This is a genomic window from Isoptericola sp. AK164 (assembly GCF_029643425.1).
Lineage (GTDB): Bacteria > Actinomycetota > Actinomycetes > Actinomycetales > Cellulomonadaceae > Isoptericola > Isoptericola haloaureus.
The window spans coordinates 1303505-1320527 of sequence record NZ_CP119106.1; the positions used below are offsets into that span (position 1 = coordinate 1303505).

Below are 17023 nucleotides of genomic sequence, written 5' to 3' on the forward strand. Positions count from 1 at the left end.
GGTCCGACGCCGGTGCGCGACCGGATCTCAGCGTGCGGCGGCCGCCGCGGGTGCCGGGGCGGGGCGCGCCGCCACGGCGCCGTGGCCCGCGACGTCGACGCCCGCGCGCACGACGCGGGCTGCGCCGTCGGACACCTCGACGGTCGAGACGGAGGCGTTCGGCAGCGCGGTGAGCCCGGACGGGTCGACGGTCCACAGGTAGGCGGCGAGCGTCAGCCCGTGCCCGACGACGAGGACGCGCGCCGTGCTGGGCGCTGCCGCTCCGTGCGAGGCACCCGCGGGCGCCGTCGCGTGCTCGGCGAGGATGCGCCGGAAGGTGCCGCGGACCCGGTGCATGAAGTCGCCGCCGGACTCCCCGCCGCCGACGCCCGGGTGGGTCCCCGCGAGCATCGCGGGGACGAGCTCCGCCCACGGCACCTCGGCGTCGAGGATGTGCTCGGGCCGCCGTTCGAAGCTGCCGAACGACAGCTCGCGCAGGCCCTCGTCGATGCGCAGCCGCTGGTCGGGGTGGTGCTTGAGGATCTCCGCGGCCGTCTGGACCGCCCGGCCCTGCGGGGAGGAGTAGACGGCGTCGAACGACTGGTCGGCCAGGTGCTGGGCCGTGACCCGGACACCGGCACGGCCCGTCCGCGTCAGCGGGGAGTCGCAGGCGCCCTGCAGGTGGCGGCGGGCGTTGAGGGTCGTCTGCCCGTGGCGGACGAGCGTGAGGGTGAGGGTCATCGTCGAGGTGACCTTTCGTCGCGTGTGTCTCGCCATGACCCTAGACCCGGTGGGTGGACTCCGGGTGACCTCGCGGTGCACGGCGGTGGGCCACCGGGCGTCTACCGAGCCCGGGTGGCTGGGCTCTCCGCTCCAGGGTCCCTCACGGCGTGAGCACGATGTTGCCGACCTTGTGTCCGGTGTCGATCCGGGCGTGCGAGGCAGCGACGTCGTCCAGCCCGACGACGGACTCGGTGACCGGTGTCAGCGCTCCCTCGGCGACGAGGCGGAGCAGCTCGGCGACGTCCTGCGGCTTCTCCGGCGCGGGGCCGGAGCGCACCCGGCCGACGGACGTCAGCGACTGCCCGAACGTGCCCGTGATCAGCAGCAGGACGCCGTCGTCGGTGAGCAGGCGTCGCCCGGCCCGGGTGCTCAGTGCGCCGACGACGTCGACGACCACGTCGTAGCGACCGGTGAGCTCCTGCACCGGTGTGGTCCTGTAGTCGACGACGTGGTGGGCACCGAGCCGCCGGACCAGGTCGAGGTTGGCCGCGCTCGCCACCCCGGTGACCGTGGCGCCCCGGTGGGCGGCCAGCTGGACGACCGCGGTGCCGACGGCGCCCGACGCGCCGACCACGAGCACGGACGTGCCGGGGCCGACCTCGGCTCGCCGGGTCAGGTAGTGCAGCGCCGTGGTGCCGCCGAACAGCACGGCCGCGGCGTCCTCGTGGCTGACGCCGTCGGGCTTCGGGACGGCGCGGTCGGCGGGCACGACGACGAGCTCGGCGTGGGTGCCCATCCGGGTGCCGGTCATCCCCGCCACCTCGTCGCCCCGGGAGAGAGTCGTGACGTCCGGGCCGACCTGCTCGACGACACCGGAGTAGACGCCGCCGAGGATCGGGCGGCGCGGCCGGCGGACCCCCAGGGCGAGCCGGGCGAGGAGGCGGAACCCCCGGGGGAACCGGGACCCGCGGATGCGGGCGTCGGCGACCGTGACGGCCGCGGCGCGGACCCGCACGAGCACCTCGTCCCGGCCTGGCGTGGGCGCGGAGACGTCGGCGACGCGGACGACGTCGGGCGGACCGTACTGCTGGACGAGTGCTGCGCGCATGACGTTCTCCCTGACGGGTGTAAGGCTGGACGTCCACACTGTAGACTTACGATCGTAAGGTTGGCAAGGGTCCCGGGAGGATGCATGGCGCGTGTCGCGCTGACCAGCGAGAAGATTCTCGACGCTGCTGCCGGCGTCGCCGACGACGGAGGGCTGGCGGCCGTCAGCATGCGCAACGTCGGACGGCGCCTCGGTGTCGAGGCCATGTCGCTCTACCACCACGTCGCGAACAAGGAAGCCCTGCTCGACCAGCTCGCCGACTGGGTGTTCGCCCGCATCGAACTGCCCGTCGTGGGTGACCCGTGGCGACCGGCGATGGCGGCCCGCGCCGCCTCGGCGCGGACCGTGCTGGCGGCGCACCCCTGGGCGCTCGGCCTCGTGGAGTCGCGGCGCACGCCCGGCCCAGCCCTGCTGCACCACCACGACACCGTGCTCGGGTGCCTGCGGGCCGGCGGGTTCTCCGTCGCGCTGGCGAGCCAGGCGTTCGCCGCCATCGACTCCTACGTCTACGGATTCGTGCTGACCGAGCAGAGGCTCCCGTTCGACGCCGCGGGAGAGGCCGGCGCGTTCGTGGCGGACGTCGACCTGCCCGTGGGCGACCATCCCCACCTCGCCGAGATGGTCGACGAGATCGTCATGGGTGGCGACTACCGGTTCGCCGACCAGTTCGACGACGGCCTCGAGCTGATCCTGGACGGCCTCGAGCGTCGGCTCGGCGGGGACTGACCTCCGCGAGCCCGTCGTCGGCAAGGGGTTCCCCACGGCGGTCCGTCCGGTTACGGTTCCCGGACCGGCACGTCGACCTGGAGCCGCCATGAGCATGGACAGCGGACCGCGCTACTACGACCTGGACGGCATGCCCGTCTCCGAGGCGCGGTGGGCGGTCATGTGGCACACGGAGGACCGGTGCGTCGCGCAGACGCTCGTCGGGGCCGACTACGTCGTCGAGGCGCGCTGGGTCGGGACCGACCGCGAGGAGCGCGTGGACGAGGCGCCCCGCATCTACCGGGTCAGCGTCCATCCCCTGGGGTACGTGCTGCCCGCGGACGCCGACGACGACACCCCCGCCACGCTGCTGCTCACCGACGAGACCGTGGTCGAGGAGTCCTTCGCCGACCGGTCTGCCGCCGTGGCCCGCCACGACCAGCTCGTGGCCTCGCTGCGGCACCGGCTCGCCGCGGCGTCCTACCTCACCAGCGGGTGCGTCCCGCTGCGCGACCTGCTCACCGAGCCGCTCACCCCGGCCTGAGCCGCTCAGCGCACCCGCACGGACAGGCAGGTGACGCAGCCCTCGAGCTTCTCGAACTCCGTCACCGGGGTGGTGACGACCTCCAGGCCGCGGTCCCGCAGCAGCTCGGCCGTGCGCGGGGCGCTCGCGGACAGCAGCACCGTGCCCTCGTCGAGGACGACGACGGCGTTCCCCTCGGCCTCGGGGACCGGCACGAACCGCTCGAACAGCTCGGGCGCCTCGACCAGCGGCTCGTGGCCGATCACGGTGCCGTCCGGCAACGCCGTGACGGCGCTCTTGAGGTGCAGCACCCGGGTGACCGGCACCGGCACGACCTGCCATCCGCGCGGCTCCAGGAGCGCGCGGAGCTGGGCCACGCCGTCGTCGTCGGTGCGGCTGGAGCGGCCCACGTAGACCGTGCGGCCGACCTGGAGGACGTCGCCGCCCTCCAGGGTCCCGGGGGCCTCGATCGCCGCGACCTCCAGGTCGAGGGACTCGACGACGGGGCGCATGCTGGCGACCTCGCCCCGGCGGGACTCCGCGCCCGGGCGGGTGAGCACGGCGAGGTCGTCGAAGACCACGACGGCGTCCTCGACGAAGACGCCGTCCGGGTGCTCGTCCGCGGCGGGGAGCTCGACGAGCTGCCAGCCGCGGTCGGCGTACCGCCTCGTGTACTCCTGCCACTGGCGGCGGGCCAGGTCGGCGTCGACCGGGACGCGGTCGAGGTGGGTCAGCTCGCCCTCGGCGAGGCGGGGCGAGGGCGGACGGACGAGCAGGGTGCCGGGCATGGGGTGACCGTACCGTCGCCGCGCCCGCGAGGGGACCCTCGCGGGCGCGGCGAGTCCGGTCAGGGTGCGCCGACCTCGACGGTCAGCGTCGCCGGCTCCGACGCCGTCGGTCGTGCGCCGGTCTGACCGTCCACGAGGACGCGGTAGTCCCCGGCGAACGGGGGTGCGGCGACGACGGTGAGCTCCGCCGTCGTCTCCCCGTCCAGGTCGGTCCACTCGTCGTCGACGAGACGCTGCCACTGGTAGCCCGTGGCCGCGACCGCGTCGGCGGTGAAGGTGGCCTGCCGGCCCGGCCGTGTGGTCACGTCCGACGGCTGACCGGTGACGACGGCCGCCACCGGCGTCTCGCCCGCGGTGTACCGCGTGAAGTTGTACTCCCGCGGGGACTGCGGACGCTGCTCGCCGGTGACCTTGGCGTCCAGGTCGCAGGGGCCGTTGGCCTCGATCTCGAGCCACTCGCCCTGGACGTACTCGACGACCTCCTCCTTGTCGTCGCCGCAGATGTCCACGTGCCACAGACGCGCGTCGTCCAGCTCGGTGACGAACTCGCCGTCGCCGGAGTAGATGCCCGTGGGCTCGCCGCACCCGCGGTTCCAGACCATGATCTGGTCGGTGCCGTCGCCGGTCCAGTTGTGGATCGGCTCGGGGATCGTGCCGTAGCAGCCGCGGGTCTGCCGCTCCTCGGCCCAGACCGTCTCGCCCTGGGCGTCGATCATGAACAGCCCGTCCAGGCCGTTGGAGGACCGGTTGATGCGGTCCAGGCCGAACGTCTCCAGCCCCGGCAGATCGGTGCGGTACTCGCCGACCATGATGTTCTGGGACTCGACGGTGTCGTCGTTGACCCAGATCGTCTCGCCGGTGTCCCAGCGGTGGGCCGACGTCGAGGCGCCGCCGAGCAGCACGTCCGCGGTGCCGTCGGAGTCGATGTCCGCCACCCAGATGGTGTCGGCGTGGTCGGGCAGCTCCGCGCTCCACAGCAGGTTGCCGTCGGCGTCGACCATGTCGTAGCCGATCATGATCTCGTCACGGCCGTCGCCGTCGAAGTCGTAGGGCCACGGGTAGTGCCCCGTGTTGCCCTCGTGCTCCCAGATGACGGTGCCGTCGGACTCCAGCAGCCACGCCTTCGAGTAGCGGTTCTTGACGAGGATCTCGTCCGGGTGGCCCTCGCCGTCGGCGTCGACGAACACGATGGCGTCGTGCGCCTCCGGCGTCGGCAGGGCGAAGTCGCGCACGTGCTCGCCGGTGGCGCCGTCGAACACGTAGAAGCGACCCTCGGCCCCGGTGTCCCCGTCCGGGTACATCACGGCCACGACCTCCAGGTCACCGTCGCCGTCGGTGTCGACGACCTGGGCGGGGATGTCCTGGCTGTTGTTGCGCCCGTCCGGGTCCACCTCGCCGATCTGCCAGAGCTGCTCGCCCGTGGCGGTGAATGCGGTCATGGAGGCGACCATCGGGCCGGTGTACAGCGCGCCGGCGTTGATGTGGTGCGGCTGGACCATGATGATCTCGGGCCGGCCGTCGCCGGTCAGGTCGCCGAACCACGGACGGGCGCCGTCGCCGGCGACGCTGGTGTCGATCTCGGCGACCGTGTTCGTGCCGATCATCTGCTCCAGCGTGGTGTTCTCCGAGGGGTCGGAGATGCCACCCGCGCCGACCGCCCGGACCTGGTAGGTCCAGGTGAAGCAGCACTCGGTGCCGTAGCCGACGTCCAGGGCGCTCGCGGTGTCCTCCGTGCGCTCCAGGAGCTGCCAGGAGTGGGCGACGTGGTCGGTGCGGTAGACGTCGTAGGCGACGGCGCCGTCGACGGCGTCCCAGCGCAGGGTCGACGTGGTGGCGTCCTCCTCGCCCTCGACGCGCAGGTTCGTCGGGGCCGACGGCGGATCCTGCTCCTCGTCCGCCGCCTCGATCTCCAGCGGCTGCGACGGGCCGGACTCGGTGCCCGCCGCGTTGGTCTGGGTGACCGTGTAGGTGAGGGTGTCGCCCAGGCGGATCACGTCGTCGGCGTCCGTGAAGGCGGCCTCGGTGGCGGTGCCGACCTGCTCAGCGTCGCCGCCGTTGGTGCTCCGGTAGACGGTATAGGACGCGGCGTCCGCCGGAGCGTCCCAGGTGAGGTCGACCTCGACCGCGGTGCCGTCGACCTCGACGTCCGAGACCAGGTTGGTCGGCGGGAGCTGGGAGGAGACAGTGACGCCGTTGAGGCGGCCGTCGCGAGCGACGTCCAGGTCGAGGCGACCGTCGGTGACCTCGACGGCCTGGGCCCACGTGGCGTACTCCGAGGCGCCGGCCTCGAGCGTGCCCTGGTCCTCGCCCTCGACCGTGAGCTCGGTGTAGTTGCCGGCGATGTGGTCGCCGCTGGTGACGGTCACCCAGTAGGTGCCGTCCGGGACGTCGGTGGAGAAGGTCGTGGTGCCGACCGTGAAGTCGCGGCGCAGGTCGTCGGGTGCCCCGCGGTCGCGGACGGCGACCTGCCGGGACAGACCGTAGCCCGCGCCGTCGTCGTACAAGGTGGTGTGTGCGACGCGGGTGTAGCCGTCGGCCACGGGCGAGCCGGTGGAGCCGAAGTCGAAACGCTGGTCGACGGCGGTGGTCGGGTCGGAGGTGTCCGCCGCGGCGCTGGTGGCCAGCGGGAGCGGCGCGAGGGCGACCGCGGCGGCGGCCGCGATCGCGATCGTGGGGCGGGGTGATCGGTGGGGGTGTGTGCGGCGTGTGGGTGACAACGTCGTCCTCCATCGGTGTCCTGACGTGCTGCCGGGCCGCCGTCGGCCCGGCGTGCGACTACCTCGGTGTCGTCGCACGGCGACGGTAAATCGATTCAAGGTCGCCTCTGGAAACCGTATACCAGCAAGGCCGAGGGTGCGAGGTGTCGGGTGGTCCCGACCATGGGTCGTGGCGTCGGCAGTTCGTCGTCGGATCGGCACTTCGAAGTGCCGATCCGACGACGAGCTGCCGACCAGATCGGCGCGTGAGGTGAATCGCGGGCCGGTACTGGTCACCGGGCGCCCGGTCCGCCAGGATTCTGCTCGTGCCCGCGCGTCCGGCGGGGCGCGCCGTCCGCACCGAAGGAGCCCGATCACCGATGGGAACGAGCCTGGCCGGGGGCCAGTCGCTGCTGGACCGACTGCCGGGGCAGGAGGTCTTGCTGGGACAGGACGTCCGGTTCCGCCCGCGGTGGTGGACCCCGCGGGTGCCGGCGTCGTCGTGGCTCGAGGAGCTCCCGGCGGACCCGGCCGACCCGGAGCGCCGCCGGCTCTCGCGCGGCCGGATGCTCGCCGCCGCCGACGGGGCGGACGACGGGGAGTCGCAGGCGCTGCTCGCGTCGTGCGCGTGGAGCGCGGGGGACCGGCCGCTCCTGGCGAGCCGCAGCGCACGCGCCCTCGTCGAGACGGAGCCGAGCGAGCTCCTGTCACGGCTCCGGCTGGCCGCCAAGCACCTCGGCACGGCGCGGGGAGCGGTCGACGCCTACCGCGCGATGCAGCGCGGGGGAGCGGCGAGCGTGAAGCACCTCGGTCCGGCGTCGTTCACCACGTACCTGTACGTCGCGGACTTCGGGACCCGCGGCGGTGTGCGCGGCGGTGACGCGCTGATCATGGACCGGTTCGTCGTCCGCGCGCTGAACGACCTGCACGGCCTGTCGGTGCCCGATGGCGGTCCGTGGTCCGCCGACCTGTACGCGCGCTGGCTCGACATCGCCGCGGACCAGGCGTGGCTGGCCACGGTCGAGCTCGGCCGCTCGGTGCGCAGCGACGAGATCGAGTACGCGTACTCGGAGTACGGCCGGGTGCTCTGACGTCGAGAGACCTCGCCATGTGGACGTGAGCGAAGGTCCTTGGACGGGCGTACTCGTGGCCGTGGAGAAGGTCTCCAAGGCGACGGGACCAGGCATCATCGATTACGGGGGCTGGCGCGACGGTGGGGCTGGGATTGAATGGTGGTCATCGGCTCCTCCGCTGGGCCACGGAACGCCGCACCATCGCAGGCCCCAGGGCACTTGACGGGGGCGTAGCGGGGGTGCGAGCTAGGGTGCAGTCATGGTGGATGAGCAGGTGAGAGGCGCGCTACGGGACTTCGTCGCCGAACGGGACTGGGCCCAGTTCCACACCCCTGAGAACCTGGCGAAGAGCATCGCCATCGAGGCCGGCGAGCTGCTCGAGTGCTTTCAGTGGGGTGCGGAACCCGATCCGGAGGCTGTCCGCCACGAGCTGGCTGATGTGCTGTCCTACTGCCTACATCTCGCCGAGCGCCTCGACCTCGACGCGGACCGTATCGTCCTGGAGAAGCTGGAGATGACGCGGGAGAAGTACCCGGTCGACAAGGCGCGAGGGAGCAGTGCCAAGTATGACCAGCTTTGAGATCTCGAGTCGTGCCTTCTCGTCGACGACCCACGAGGAGCTTCGCCAGGCGGGGGATCGGTACACGAACTGGCCCGTCGTGTACGTGCTGGACGACGGTCGACAGGTCTACGTGGGCGAGACGGGCAACGTGGCCAACCGGATGAGGCAGCACGCAGAGACGAAGAGCCACCTGGAGCAGGTGCGCATCGTGCTGGACGACACGTTCAACAAGTCGGTGTGCCTCGATCTCGAGTCGCACCTGATTCGGTACTTCTCCGGCGACGCCAAGCTTGAGGTCCTCAACCGCAACGACGGCGTGATCGACGCCGACTACTTCTTGCGAGAGGACTACAAGGACACCTTCAAGGCGGTCTTCGAAGAGTTGCGCTCGCTCGGTCTCTTCGAACGGTCGATCCCGGAGATCGAGAACAGCGACCTGTTCAAGTACTCACCCTTCAAGGCGTTGACCCAGGAACAGGCCATCGTGATCGAGGACGTCCTGGAAGGGCTGTTCGTCGATCTGGAGCAGGACGTCGACACCACGGCTGTCATCGAGGGGGAGCCTGGAACCGGAAAGACCATCGTGGCAGTCTTCCTGCTCAAGCTGCTGCGGGACATTGCGACGCTCGGTGTGGAGGAGAACGCGGAGACGGACACGATGTTCTCCGACTTCTTCGCCAAGGGGCACCGAGAGATGCTCGAAGGAAAGCGTATCGGCTTCGTGATCCCGCAGCAGTCGCTCCGAAAGACGATCCAGAAGGTCTTCCGCAAGACGCCCCGGATGAAGGGCGTCGAGGTCATCGGACCCTTCGATGTCGGGGCTGCCCAGGAGCGCTTCGATCTTCTCGTCGTTGACGAGGCGCACCGACTGGGTCAGCGAGCCAATCAGCCCTCGGCTTCTCTCAACTCGAAGTACACCGAGATCAACCTGCGCCTCTTCGGCAACGACGACTCACGGTGGACCCAGCTCGACTGGATCAGGCGACAGAGCAAGCACACCATCTTCCTGCTCGACAGTCTCCAGAGCGTCAAACCCGCAGACATCCCCCGGGAGCTCCAGCGGGGTTTGGTGGATGAGGCGCAGCGTGGGGGACGCATCTATCGACTCATGTCGCAGATGCGCGTCCGCGCGGGGAGCGACTACGTCCGCTACGTGCGGCGCGTCCTCGGGGACGCGGCCCCAGACGAGGCGGAGAACTTCTCGCCCTACGACCTGCGGTTCTTCGACGACCTCGGTGAGATGCGAGCGGAGATCGCCCGGCGCAACCAGGAGGTCGGTCTAGGTCGGCTGGTCGCGGGGTACGCCTGGCCGTGGGTGACCAAGAAGGATCCGACCGCCTACGACATCGAGCTCGACGGCGAGAGGCTGCGGTGGAACCAGGCCCCGACGGACTGGATCAACTCGGCGACCTCGCCGCAGGAGGTGGGGTCGATCCACACTGTGCAGGGATATGACCTCAACTATGCCGGTGTCATCGTCGGCCCCGATCTCCGCTACGACCGACGTCAGCGCCGTCTGGTGATCGATCGTGCAAATTATCATGACAAGAAGGGTAAGGAGAACAATCCCCGGCTCGGCATCGTCTACACCGATGAGGATCTGCGATCCTTCATCCTCAACATCTACGCCGTGCTGATGACCCGCGGGATTATCGGCACCTACGTCTACGTGTGTGATCCTGAACTGCGCGAGTATCTGCGGCCGTACTTCTCGGTGCCCGCCTAGGTACTGGCCCCGGGGAGTCTCGCTGCTGCGGAAACGGCCTGTACGTCAGCTGCAGGACTCCGGAGCGGGTCCGGTTCAGCTCGGCGACGTGGCGGCCCTCGAGCAGCACGGCCAGATGGTTCGTGCGCGCCATGTCAGACGTCCCCGTGACCGTCGCGGATCGTCAGGCTGGCGTCGAGCGCGTCGAGGACGCGCATCAGACGCCCGACCTCGAGGCCGGGCGTCTCGCCACCCTCCAGGCCGACCAGCCACTGTCGGGACACCTCGGCACGTCGGGCGAGCTCGGCCTGGGTCATCCCGCGGTCGAGGCGCAGGCGTCGGACCGCTGCGCCCAGCCGGGGGAGCGAGCGGGCGTTGAGCAGGTTCGGCTCTACAGAGTCAACGTACGGCGACACTGCGTCGATGTCGCCGTACCGCGACATCCGGACCGTTCGCCGGCCCGTTACCACCGACGCGACCCAGATCACGGCACGAAGTGTTGCCAGCATGTAACGTGGCCCGTGGTCGGCACCCCAGGCGTCCCGACCGAGAACGAAACAGGCTTGTGTATCTACCAGGTGCTCCTCGCGCCCACGGCGGCACGACGATCGTGCGGCATCGCCGCGCTGGAGGAGACCCTAGATTTGAGTACGACCCAGACCCTGACCGCGACGACGCAGGTCACCGGGCCCGAGTCCACGCCGGACACGCACCGCAGCACGACCGTGCTGCAGGCCGTGGGCCGCACCTACTTCCCGCTGGCGTTCGTCGCGCGCCTGCCGTTCGCGATGATGGTCGTCGGCGTCCTGACCCTGGTGGTCGCCGGCCGCGACTCGCTCACCCTGGGCGGCGCGACGTCGGGCGTGGTCGGCCTCGGAGGGGCGGCGATCGGGCCGCTCGTCGGGGCCTGGGCCGACCGCGCGGGCCAGCGTCGCGTCCTGCTCGCGACTGCCGCTGTGCACAGCCTGCTGCTCCTTGGCCTGACGGCCGCCGTGTACTCCACGGCGTCGGACGCCGCCGTCCTCGCGATCGCGTTCGCCATCGGCGCCAGTGCCCCGCAGGTGCCGCCGATGTCGCGCAGCCGCCTCGTGGCGATCATCCGCACGCGCCTTCCCGTGGCACGGCAGCAGCGCACCCTGAGCCGCACCATGTCGTACGAGTCCGCGGCCGACGAGATCGTCTTCGTCGTCGGACCGTTCGTCGTCGGCGTGCTGGCGGCGGCCTTCGGCCCCACCGCGCCGATGATCGCGGCAGCCGGGCTGACCGCCGTGGCCGTCGGGGCCTTCGCTCTGCACGCCACGTCGCGCACGACGGCGGCACCCGCCACGGGTGCGACGGCCCCCGCCGCGCACAGCACCGGCTCCCAGGCGCCGGTCCAGGAGCTGTGGCACCGACGCGTCCTGGTGTTGGTGGCCGGTTTCGTCGGCATCGGACTGTTCTTCGGCGCGACGCTGACCGCGATGTCGGCCGTGACCGGGGATGCCGGGCACTCCGAGCGGGCTGGGCTGCTGTACGGGTTCATGGGGATCGGGTCGGTCGTCTCGGCGCTCGCGGTCTCCGCGTTCCCGGCGCGGTTCAGCCTCCGCGCCCGCTGGCTGACGGCTGCCGTCCTGCAGCTCGCCGGCGCCGTCGTGGTCGCCACGTCGGACTCGACCGGCGTGCTGATCGTCGGGCTCCTCGTCGCCGGTCTCGGTATCGGCCCGAGCCTCGTGACGATCTACTCGCTCGGCTCCGAGCGCAGCCCGCGCGGCCGCGGCACCACCCTGATGGCCATGCTCGGTTCGTCGGTGATCCTCGGGCAGTCGGCGGCCTCGGCGGCCACCGGCGCGCTCGCCGACACGGTCGGCACGGGGGCCGCCCTGGCGACGCCGGCCGTCGCCGGAGGTGTCGTCCTGGCGGCCGCCGTCGCGAACTGGAGGCTGGCCGACCGTTAAACTGGATCGAATGGCACCTGCTGAACGCTGGGACGCGGACCTCACCCGGGACGGGCGAGCGCAGATCACCGCGTCCCGCGCGCGGATGCTCTGGCCGCTCGCCGCGGCGGCCGTCTTCCTCGCCCTCGGGGTCGCCATGGTGAGCGACGAGGTCCGGCCGCTGTCCGTCGCCGTCGTCGTGGTCTTCGCCGTCGGCGTCGGCGTCCTGCTGTGGCGGGTCGTCCGGCCCGTCCGGCTGGTGGTCACGCGGGACGGCGTCCGCTATCGACGTCTTGAGCTGCCGTGGGACGACGTCGTCGCGGTCCACGAGCGGTCCACCGGGGCCAACCGCTTCGTTCTGCTGCAGATCACCGACGAGGCGGCGGCGCGGCTCGGCTCCCAGCACGGTGTCACACGCCGGCTGCTGCGCAACGACGACGACACGTGCGGCAAGGCCTGCGTGGAGGTCGCCGGTCCGTTCGACCACCACGACGAGCTGGTGACCTGGCTCGAGGCCGTCCGCGCACGCTCCGCCGGAAGTGCCGACGACACGCGGTCGAGCGCCGACGTCGAGGCGCCCGAGAGTGCCGACCCTCCGCACTGATCGTCCCGAGCCGACCTGACGGAGCCGAGCACACCGGTTAGCGTCGGGTGCATGGACGATGCCGTGCAGGTCGTCACCACGACCGTCTCCGAAGAGGCCGCGCTGCGGCTCATGCAGGACGCCGTCGGACGCCGCCTGGTCGCCTGCGGCCAGGTCGACGGACCCGTCATCAGCGCGTACTGGTGGGACGGTGCGGTGGAGACGTCCATCGAGTGGCGACTGACCCTCAAGACGACGGCGACTCGGGTCGGCGAGCTGCGGACCTGGCTGGTCGAGCAGCATCCGTACGACGTCCCCGAGGTGCTCGCCACGCCCGTGACCGACGGGAACCCCGACTACCTGGCGTGGGTGCGTTCCGAGGTCGGCTGACGCAGATCAGCCGGTCAGTCGGACCTCGGCGTCGTGCACCTCGAGGGGCTGGGTCGAGTCGGTCGTGGTGAGCTCGCCGTCGATGTCGGTCCAGGTCGGTGTGCCGGTGATGCGGAACTGGCCGTGCCAGGTGGTGGTGAGGCTCGCGGTGAAGGTCCCCGGAGCCGGGTAGGGGAGATGGACGGCGTCGGCGCTGTCCCAGCGACCGCCAGGATGCTCGGTAGTGAGAGGTTCGGTCTCGTCACCGGCGTCCCAGGTGAACTCGGCGGGGAGTGCCCGGATCTGGACCGGGACGCCCAAGAGGGTGGTGTCCATGACCTGGTCGGCGTCGGTGGTGCGGGGATGGATGCCGAAGTTGACGATGGCCCAGTCCCGGTCGACCTCCAGCTCGATCTCGGCCGGTTGCACGGGCATGGTCCGGAAGGCGTGCTCCGCCTCGGCCCGCAGGTCGGCCGGCGTGACGCAGGTTCCCTGGCTGACGAGCGTCGGGGCCGACTCGGACCCGTTGCCTCCGACCGCAACGGCGAACAGGCCGGGCAGCTCGTAGGCGTCGTCGGGGCAGTCGATGCCGGTCGCGATCGTCTCCGTGCCCTCCGCGCAGGCGAGGCGCAGAACAGTGTTCTCCAGATCGCTGAGCAGGCAGTAGTGCACGGTGGCGCGGAAGTAGCGGGTGTCGGAGGCGGAGTCGTTGCTCGTGCCGTTGAGGAGGTCGTCCTGCTCCCTGAGTGTCGCGGTCGCCACGATCTCGTCGTTCCCGTCATCGATGGCGCCCTGATAGTCCGGGTAAGGGCGTTCATCCGAGGCGGCAGCGAGCGCAGGGCTCAGATAGATCGGACCAGCAACCAAGGCCGCGACCAGTGTGCGAACGGCTTTTGCTCGAGTCATGACGAAGCCTCAGGGATCTGACCGATCCCAACGAGCACCCATTCGCCGTCTCTGATACCGATCTCGGCGCGGTGCTTCGCTATCCTCCGCTCGGACTCGTAGAGCACTTCACCCGAACTGTCGGTGATCCGTGTGGAGTCCTCCCGAATGGCGATGTCGAGCGGCCATACCCCGGTAATTGCGTCGCGCTCGTAGATCGTCTCGATCGTTGCCTTGACTTCGCCGCCGGTGTAGATGTCGCCCCGTTCCGCGATGGTCCGCGCCTGTTCTAGGCGTGACGCACAGAAGCCACATGATCGGTGAGAGTGCGCTTCCCACTCCTCGGTGTCGCCGGTCATCATCATCTGTTGCTCGAGCCCGAGGATGTACTTCACTGCCGCGGCAGCGCCGTCGGCATCTTTGTGGTCCATCGCGGCCGGGCGCTCCGGCTTCGCCGGACCCGTCTCCGATGGCGACGGGGACGGGCTCGGTTCCGCCGACGGCGACTCCGGCACTGGCGCCGATACCTGCGTCTCGCTAGCCACGGCGTTGGGCGCTGCAGGATCGTCGCCGGTGCAGCCCGACAGCAGCGCGGCACCAAGGAGGGCCGCAGCGAGCGGTCGGAGCTGCAGGAGGTGCCGGGGTGTGCGCGCCATTGCGTCTCCAGGGCATCAGTGGCAGGAACGACTCCCGACCCTAGCGACCCGGACACACCGGACGAAACCTCCCGTCCCACCCTGTGGACAACCGCGTGCTACCTCGCGCGGAAGTTGCCTACCCCGCAAAGAAGTTGCCTACCTCGGCCCGGAGTTGCCTACCTCGGCGGTGGGCGGGTCGGTGGGGGGCATGGAAGGTGAGGGAACAGAGCTCAGGCGAGCTGGGCGGTGAGGACGATGTCCTCGCCCACGTCGATCTGCACGTCGGCCAGCTGCACGCCGGGCGGCAGCGACGTCGACAGGTCGATCTTCCGGCCGGCAGCGGCCTCGAGACGGCCCCGGATTGCACCGAGCATCGCCCCGACGATCGGGTTGCCGCTGGACAGCTCGACGTCGCCGATCGTGAGCACCATGGCGTCGTCGATCGAGGCCGACGCCGTCGCCGTGACGGTCGCGGACAGGAACGACTTCTTGATGCCCGCCTCGATCCGCAGCGACGCCTCGCGCGGCCCCGCCTGCTCGACCTGCAGGTCGAAGTCGTTGAGCGCGATGCCGTTGCCGGACAGCGCCACGGCGAGCAGGCCCTGCACGGTGCCGGCCAGCCCGTCGCGGGACACCGCCACGCGCGCGTGCCCGGAGACGGGCGAGTCGTCGGTCGGCTCGACGAACTCCACGCCCACGGTCTCGTCGGCCGCGGTCACCCAGGAGAACTGCAGCCCGGTGATCTCGGCGGTCAGGTCGACCGGCAGGTCGACGGCGACCATCGGGTGCGCGTCGATCCGCAGCGTGCGCAGCGCCGCGGCCTCCCGCCCGGTGACCTCCGGACGCCACGGCGCCGGCTTGTCCTGCGCACCGGTCGGCATGCCGACCACCACGTCGGTCAGGTCGAGGTCGAGCGAGGCCACGTCGGCGCCGTCGAGCACCGGCAGGATCTTCGCGGCGTCCAGGCCCTGCACGCGGTCACCGGCCAGACCGACGAGCGCGGCACGCAGCCGGGCGGCCAGGTCCTGGTCCGAGTCCGGGCGCGGGGCAGTACCGAGGGGGAGCAGAGCGTCCATGCCGACGAGCCTAACCGCCACGGGTGCCCGACGGCGGCACCGGCGGAGGCGCGGGCGGCCCGCCCGCGTGAGGCTCGACACCCCGGGCCGCGTCCCGCCGTCGTCCACGTGCCCGCAGCATCCGCCAGGTCAGGACCCCGAGCACGACGACGAGGGGGACCACCAGCAGCGGCACGAGGATCGCCGCCAACGACAGCCCCACCGACGCGCCGTCCTCCGCCGTGGACAGCACCGGGGCGGCCAGCCCGCCCGTGGCGGCGTTGGCGCCGGCGCGCAGCGCCGCCTTGGTCAGGTGCACGGCGAGCGCCAGCACGACGCCGAGCACCACCGGGACCCAGGCGCCGGAGTCCACGAACGCGCCCGGGTCCTCCACCCGGGTGGTCGACGACGTCGCCCCGGCGCCGAAGGCGATCCCGCCCGCACCGGGCCGCACCACCGTCTGGACGAGATCGCTCGCCGAGTCGAGCACCGGCACCTTGTCGCCGACCACCTCGAGCGCGAGCAGCACGGCGAGCACCACCAGCACCCAGCCGTTCTCGAGCCACGACCAACCGCTCGGCAGGGTCAGCAGGTCCGTGTACCGGGCGAGCAGACCCAGTGCCAGCAGCGGGATCCACGCGTTCAGCCCGGCGGCGAGCGCGAGGCCGGTCCCGGTGACGAGCTCCAGCATCAGCGCCCCCGCGTCAGAGCTCCACGAGCGGGTTGTGCCCCGCGGTGACCTGCTCGCCGTCGCGCACCGGACCCGGCGCGGTGCCGCCACCCCACGGGTCGCCGCCGAACGACTCGCGGCCGTGCGGCGTCAGCCAGCCGGAGGTGTCGGGCCCGCACGGGATGATCTGGGTGGGATTGATGTCGGTGTGCACCACGTAGTAGTGCTCCTTGATCTGCTCGAAGTCGACGGTGTCGCCGAACCCGGGCAGCTGGAACAGGTCGCGGGCGTACGCCCACAGCACCGGCATCTCGGTCAGCTTGTTCCGGTTGCACTTGAAGTGCCCGTGGTAGACGGCGTCGAACCGCACCAGGGTCGTGAACAGCCGCACGTCGGCCTCGGTGACCCGGTCGCCCATGAGGAAGCGGCGCGTGCTGAGCCGGTCCTCCAGCCAGTCCATCGCGGTCCAGAGCCGCAGGTAGGCCGCCTCGTAGGCGTCCTGGGAGCCCGCGAAACCGCACCGGTAGACGCCGTTGTTGACCTCGGTGAAGACGCGCCGCATGACGGACTCCATCTCGGCGGCCTCGTCGGGATCGGTGGGCCACAGGGCCGGCGCGCCCGCCCGGTGGTGCTCGGTCCACTCGCCCGACAGGTCGCGCGTGATCAGGTCGAAGTCGTTCGTCACGACGGCGCCGTCACGCGTGTCCACGATCGCCGGCACCGTGATGCCGCGCGGGTACTGCGGGTCCCGGGCGAAGAACGCCTCCTGCAGGCGCTCGATGCCGAGCACCGGGTCCCGGCCGTCCGGGTCGAGGTCGAACGTCCAGCTGCGCTCGTCGTGGGTCGGGCCGGGCATCCCGATGCTGAGCACGTCCTCGAGGCCCAGCAGCCGCCGCACGATGATCGAACGGTTCGCCCACGGGCAGGCGCGGGCAGCCACGAGCCGGTACCGGCCCGGCTCGACCGGGTAGCCGTCGGCCCCGTCGCGGGTGATGCGGGTCGAGAGGTAGTTCTGGTCGCGCACGTACTCCTGGCCGGGCACCGTGTA

The 17023-nt window shown here is 71.2% G+C and carries 18 protein-coding genes; 8 read left to right on the forward strand and 10 right to left on the reverse strand.

Annotated features, from left to right (window positions below; genetic code table 11):
* Positions 1–27 precede the first annotated feature (27 nt).
* Positions 28–720, reverse strand: a complete 693-nt coding sequence (locus PO879_RS05950) for a histidine phosphatase family protein (RefSeq protein ID WP_278236999.1) — start codon at positions 718–720, stop codon at positions 28–30.
* A gap of 142 nt (positions 721–862) precedes the next feature.
* Positions 863–1810, reverse strand: coding sequence for an NAD(P)-dependent alcohol dehydrogenase (locus PO879_RS05955; protein ID WP_278237000.1), 948 nt, complete (start codon positions 1808–1810; stop codon positions 863–865).
* An 84-nt stretch (positions 1811–1894) separates the two neighbouring features.
* Here PO879_RS05955 and PO879_RS05960 point away from each other — a divergent pair, with 84 nt between their 5' ends.
* Together PO879_RS05960 and PO879_RS05965 are read left to right on the forward strand one after the other, a co-directional pair.
* Positions 1895–2536 (forward strand): TetR/AcrR family transcriptional regulator, encoded by a 642-nt coding sequence (locus tag PO879_RS05960; RefSeq protein WP_278237001.1) that lies wholly within the window; start codon positions 1895–1897, stop codon positions 2534–2536.
* 88 nt (positions 2537–2624) lie between these two features.
* Positions 2625–3059 carry a hypothetical protein gene (locus PO879_RS05965; protein WP_278237002.1) on the forward strand — a complete coding sequence of 145 codons (435 nt, stop codon included), beginning with the start codon at positions 2625–2627 and terminating at the stop codon, positions 3057–3059.
* A 5-nt stretch (positions 3060–3064) separates the two neighbouring features.
* Here PO879_RS05965 and ddaH read toward each other — a convergent pair whose 3' ends face one another.
* Positions 3065–3826: a dimethylargininase gene (gene ddaH, locus PO879_RS05970; RefSeq protein WP_278237003.1), complete on the reverse strand. Its 762-nt coding sequence runs from the start codon at positions 3824–3826 to the stop codon at positions 3065–3067.
* 59 nt (positions 3827–3885) lie between these two features.
* Positions 3886–6543 (reverse strand): hypothetical protein, encoded by a 2658-nt coding sequence (locus tag PO879_RS05975; RefSeq protein ID WP_278237004.1) that lies wholly within the window; start codon positions 6541–6543, stop codon positions 3886–3888.
* A 359-nt stretch (positions 6544–6902) separates the two neighbouring features.
* Here PO879_RS05975 and PO879_RS05980 point away from each other — a divergent pair, with 359 nt between their 5' ends.
* The 3 genes from PO879_RS05980 to PO879_RS05990 all read left to right on the forward strand — a co-directional run bounded on the left by PO879_RS05980 (position 6903) and on the right by PO879_RS05990 (position 9883).
* Complete coding sequence (locus tag PO879_RS05980; protein WP_278237005.1) at positions 6903–7613, forward strand: hypothetical protein; 711 nt, start codon at positions 6903–6905, stop codon at positions 7611–7613.
* 241 nt (positions 7614–7854) lie between these two features.
* A complete protein-coding gene (locus tag PO879_RS05985; RefSeq protein WP_278237006.1) occupies positions 7855–8175 on the forward strand; it encodes a nucleotide pyrophosphohydrolase in 321 nt (106 codons plus the stop codon).
* Positions 8162–9883, forward strand: a complete 1722-nt coding sequence (locus tag PO879_RS05990; protein WP_278237007.1) for a DUF2075 domain-containing protein — start codon at positions 8162–8164, stop codon at positions 9881–9883. The genes PO879_RS05985 and PO879_RS05990 overlap by 14 nt, the downstream gene beginning before the upstream one ends.
* 134 nt (positions 9884–10017) lie before the next feature.
* On the opposite strand, the gene PO879_RS05995 is transcribed toward PO879_RS05990, so the two are convergent.
* Positions 10018–10278: a helix-turn-helix domain-containing protein gene (locus tag PO879_RS05995; protein WP_278237008.1), complete on the reverse strand. Its 261-nt coding sequence runs from the start codon at positions 10276–10278 to the stop codon at positions 10018–10020.
* Positions 10279–10425: 147 nt separating this feature from the next.
* Between PO879_RS05995 and PO879_RS06000 the strand changes: the two genes are divergently transcribed.
* The 3 genes from PO879_RS06000 to cutA are packed head-to-tail and all read left to right on the forward strand — an operon-like array spanning position 10426 to position 12748.
* Positions 10426–11796 carry an MFS transporter gene (locus tag PO879_RS06000; protein WP_278237009.1) on the forward strand — a complete coding sequence of 457 codons (1371 nt, stop codon included), beginning with the start codon at positions 10426–10428 and terminating at the stop codon, positions 11794–11796.
* Between the two features lie 10 nt (positions 11797–11806).
* Positions 11807–12379 (forward strand): hypothetical protein, encoded by a 573-nt coding sequence (locus PO879_RS06005; RefSeq protein WP_278237010.1) that lies wholly within the window; start codon positions 11807–11809, stop codon positions 12377–12379.
* 51 nt (positions 12380–12430) lie between these two features.
* A complete protein-coding gene (gene cutA / locus PO879_RS06010; protein ID WP_278237011.1) occupies positions 12431–12748 on the forward strand; it encodes a divalent-cation tolerance protein CutA in 318 nt (105 codons plus the stop codon).
* A gap of 6 nt (positions 12749–12754) precedes the next feature.
* Here the strand turns inward: cutA and PO879_RS06015 are convergent, their stop codons facing one another.
* From PO879_RS06015 to PO879_RS06035, 5 genes are all read right to left on the reverse strand, one after another.
* A complete protein-coding gene (locus PO879_RS06015; RefSeq protein WP_278237012.1) occupies positions 12755–13489 on the reverse strand; it encodes a hypothetical protein in 735 nt (244 codons plus the stop codon).
* A 140-nt stretch (positions 13490–13629) separates the two neighbouring features.
* Positions 13630–14268, reverse strand: coding sequence for a DUF6318 family protein (locus PO879_RS06020; RefSeq protein ID WP_278237013.1), 639 nt, complete (start codon positions 14266–14268; stop codon positions 13630–13632).
* Between the two features lie 212 nt (positions 14269–14480).
* A complete protein-coding gene (locus PO879_RS06025) occupies positions 14481–15326 on the reverse strand; it encodes a hypothetical protein (protein WP_278237014.1) in 846 nt (281 codons plus the stop codon).
* Positions 15327–15336: 10 nt separating this feature from the next.
* Positions 15337–15996, reverse strand: coding sequence for a DUF4126 domain-containing protein (locus PO879_RS06030; protein ID WP_278237015.1), 660 nt, complete (start codon positions 15994–15996; stop codon positions 15337–15339).
* A 13-nt stretch (positions 15997–16009) separates the two neighbouring features.
* A complete protein-coding gene (locus PO879_RS06035) occupies positions 16010–17017 on the reverse strand; it encodes a glutathione S-transferase C-terminal domain-containing protein (RefSeq protein WP_278237465.1) in 1008 nt (335 codons plus the stop codon).
* Between the last annotated feature and the right edge of the window lie 6 nt (positions 17018–17023).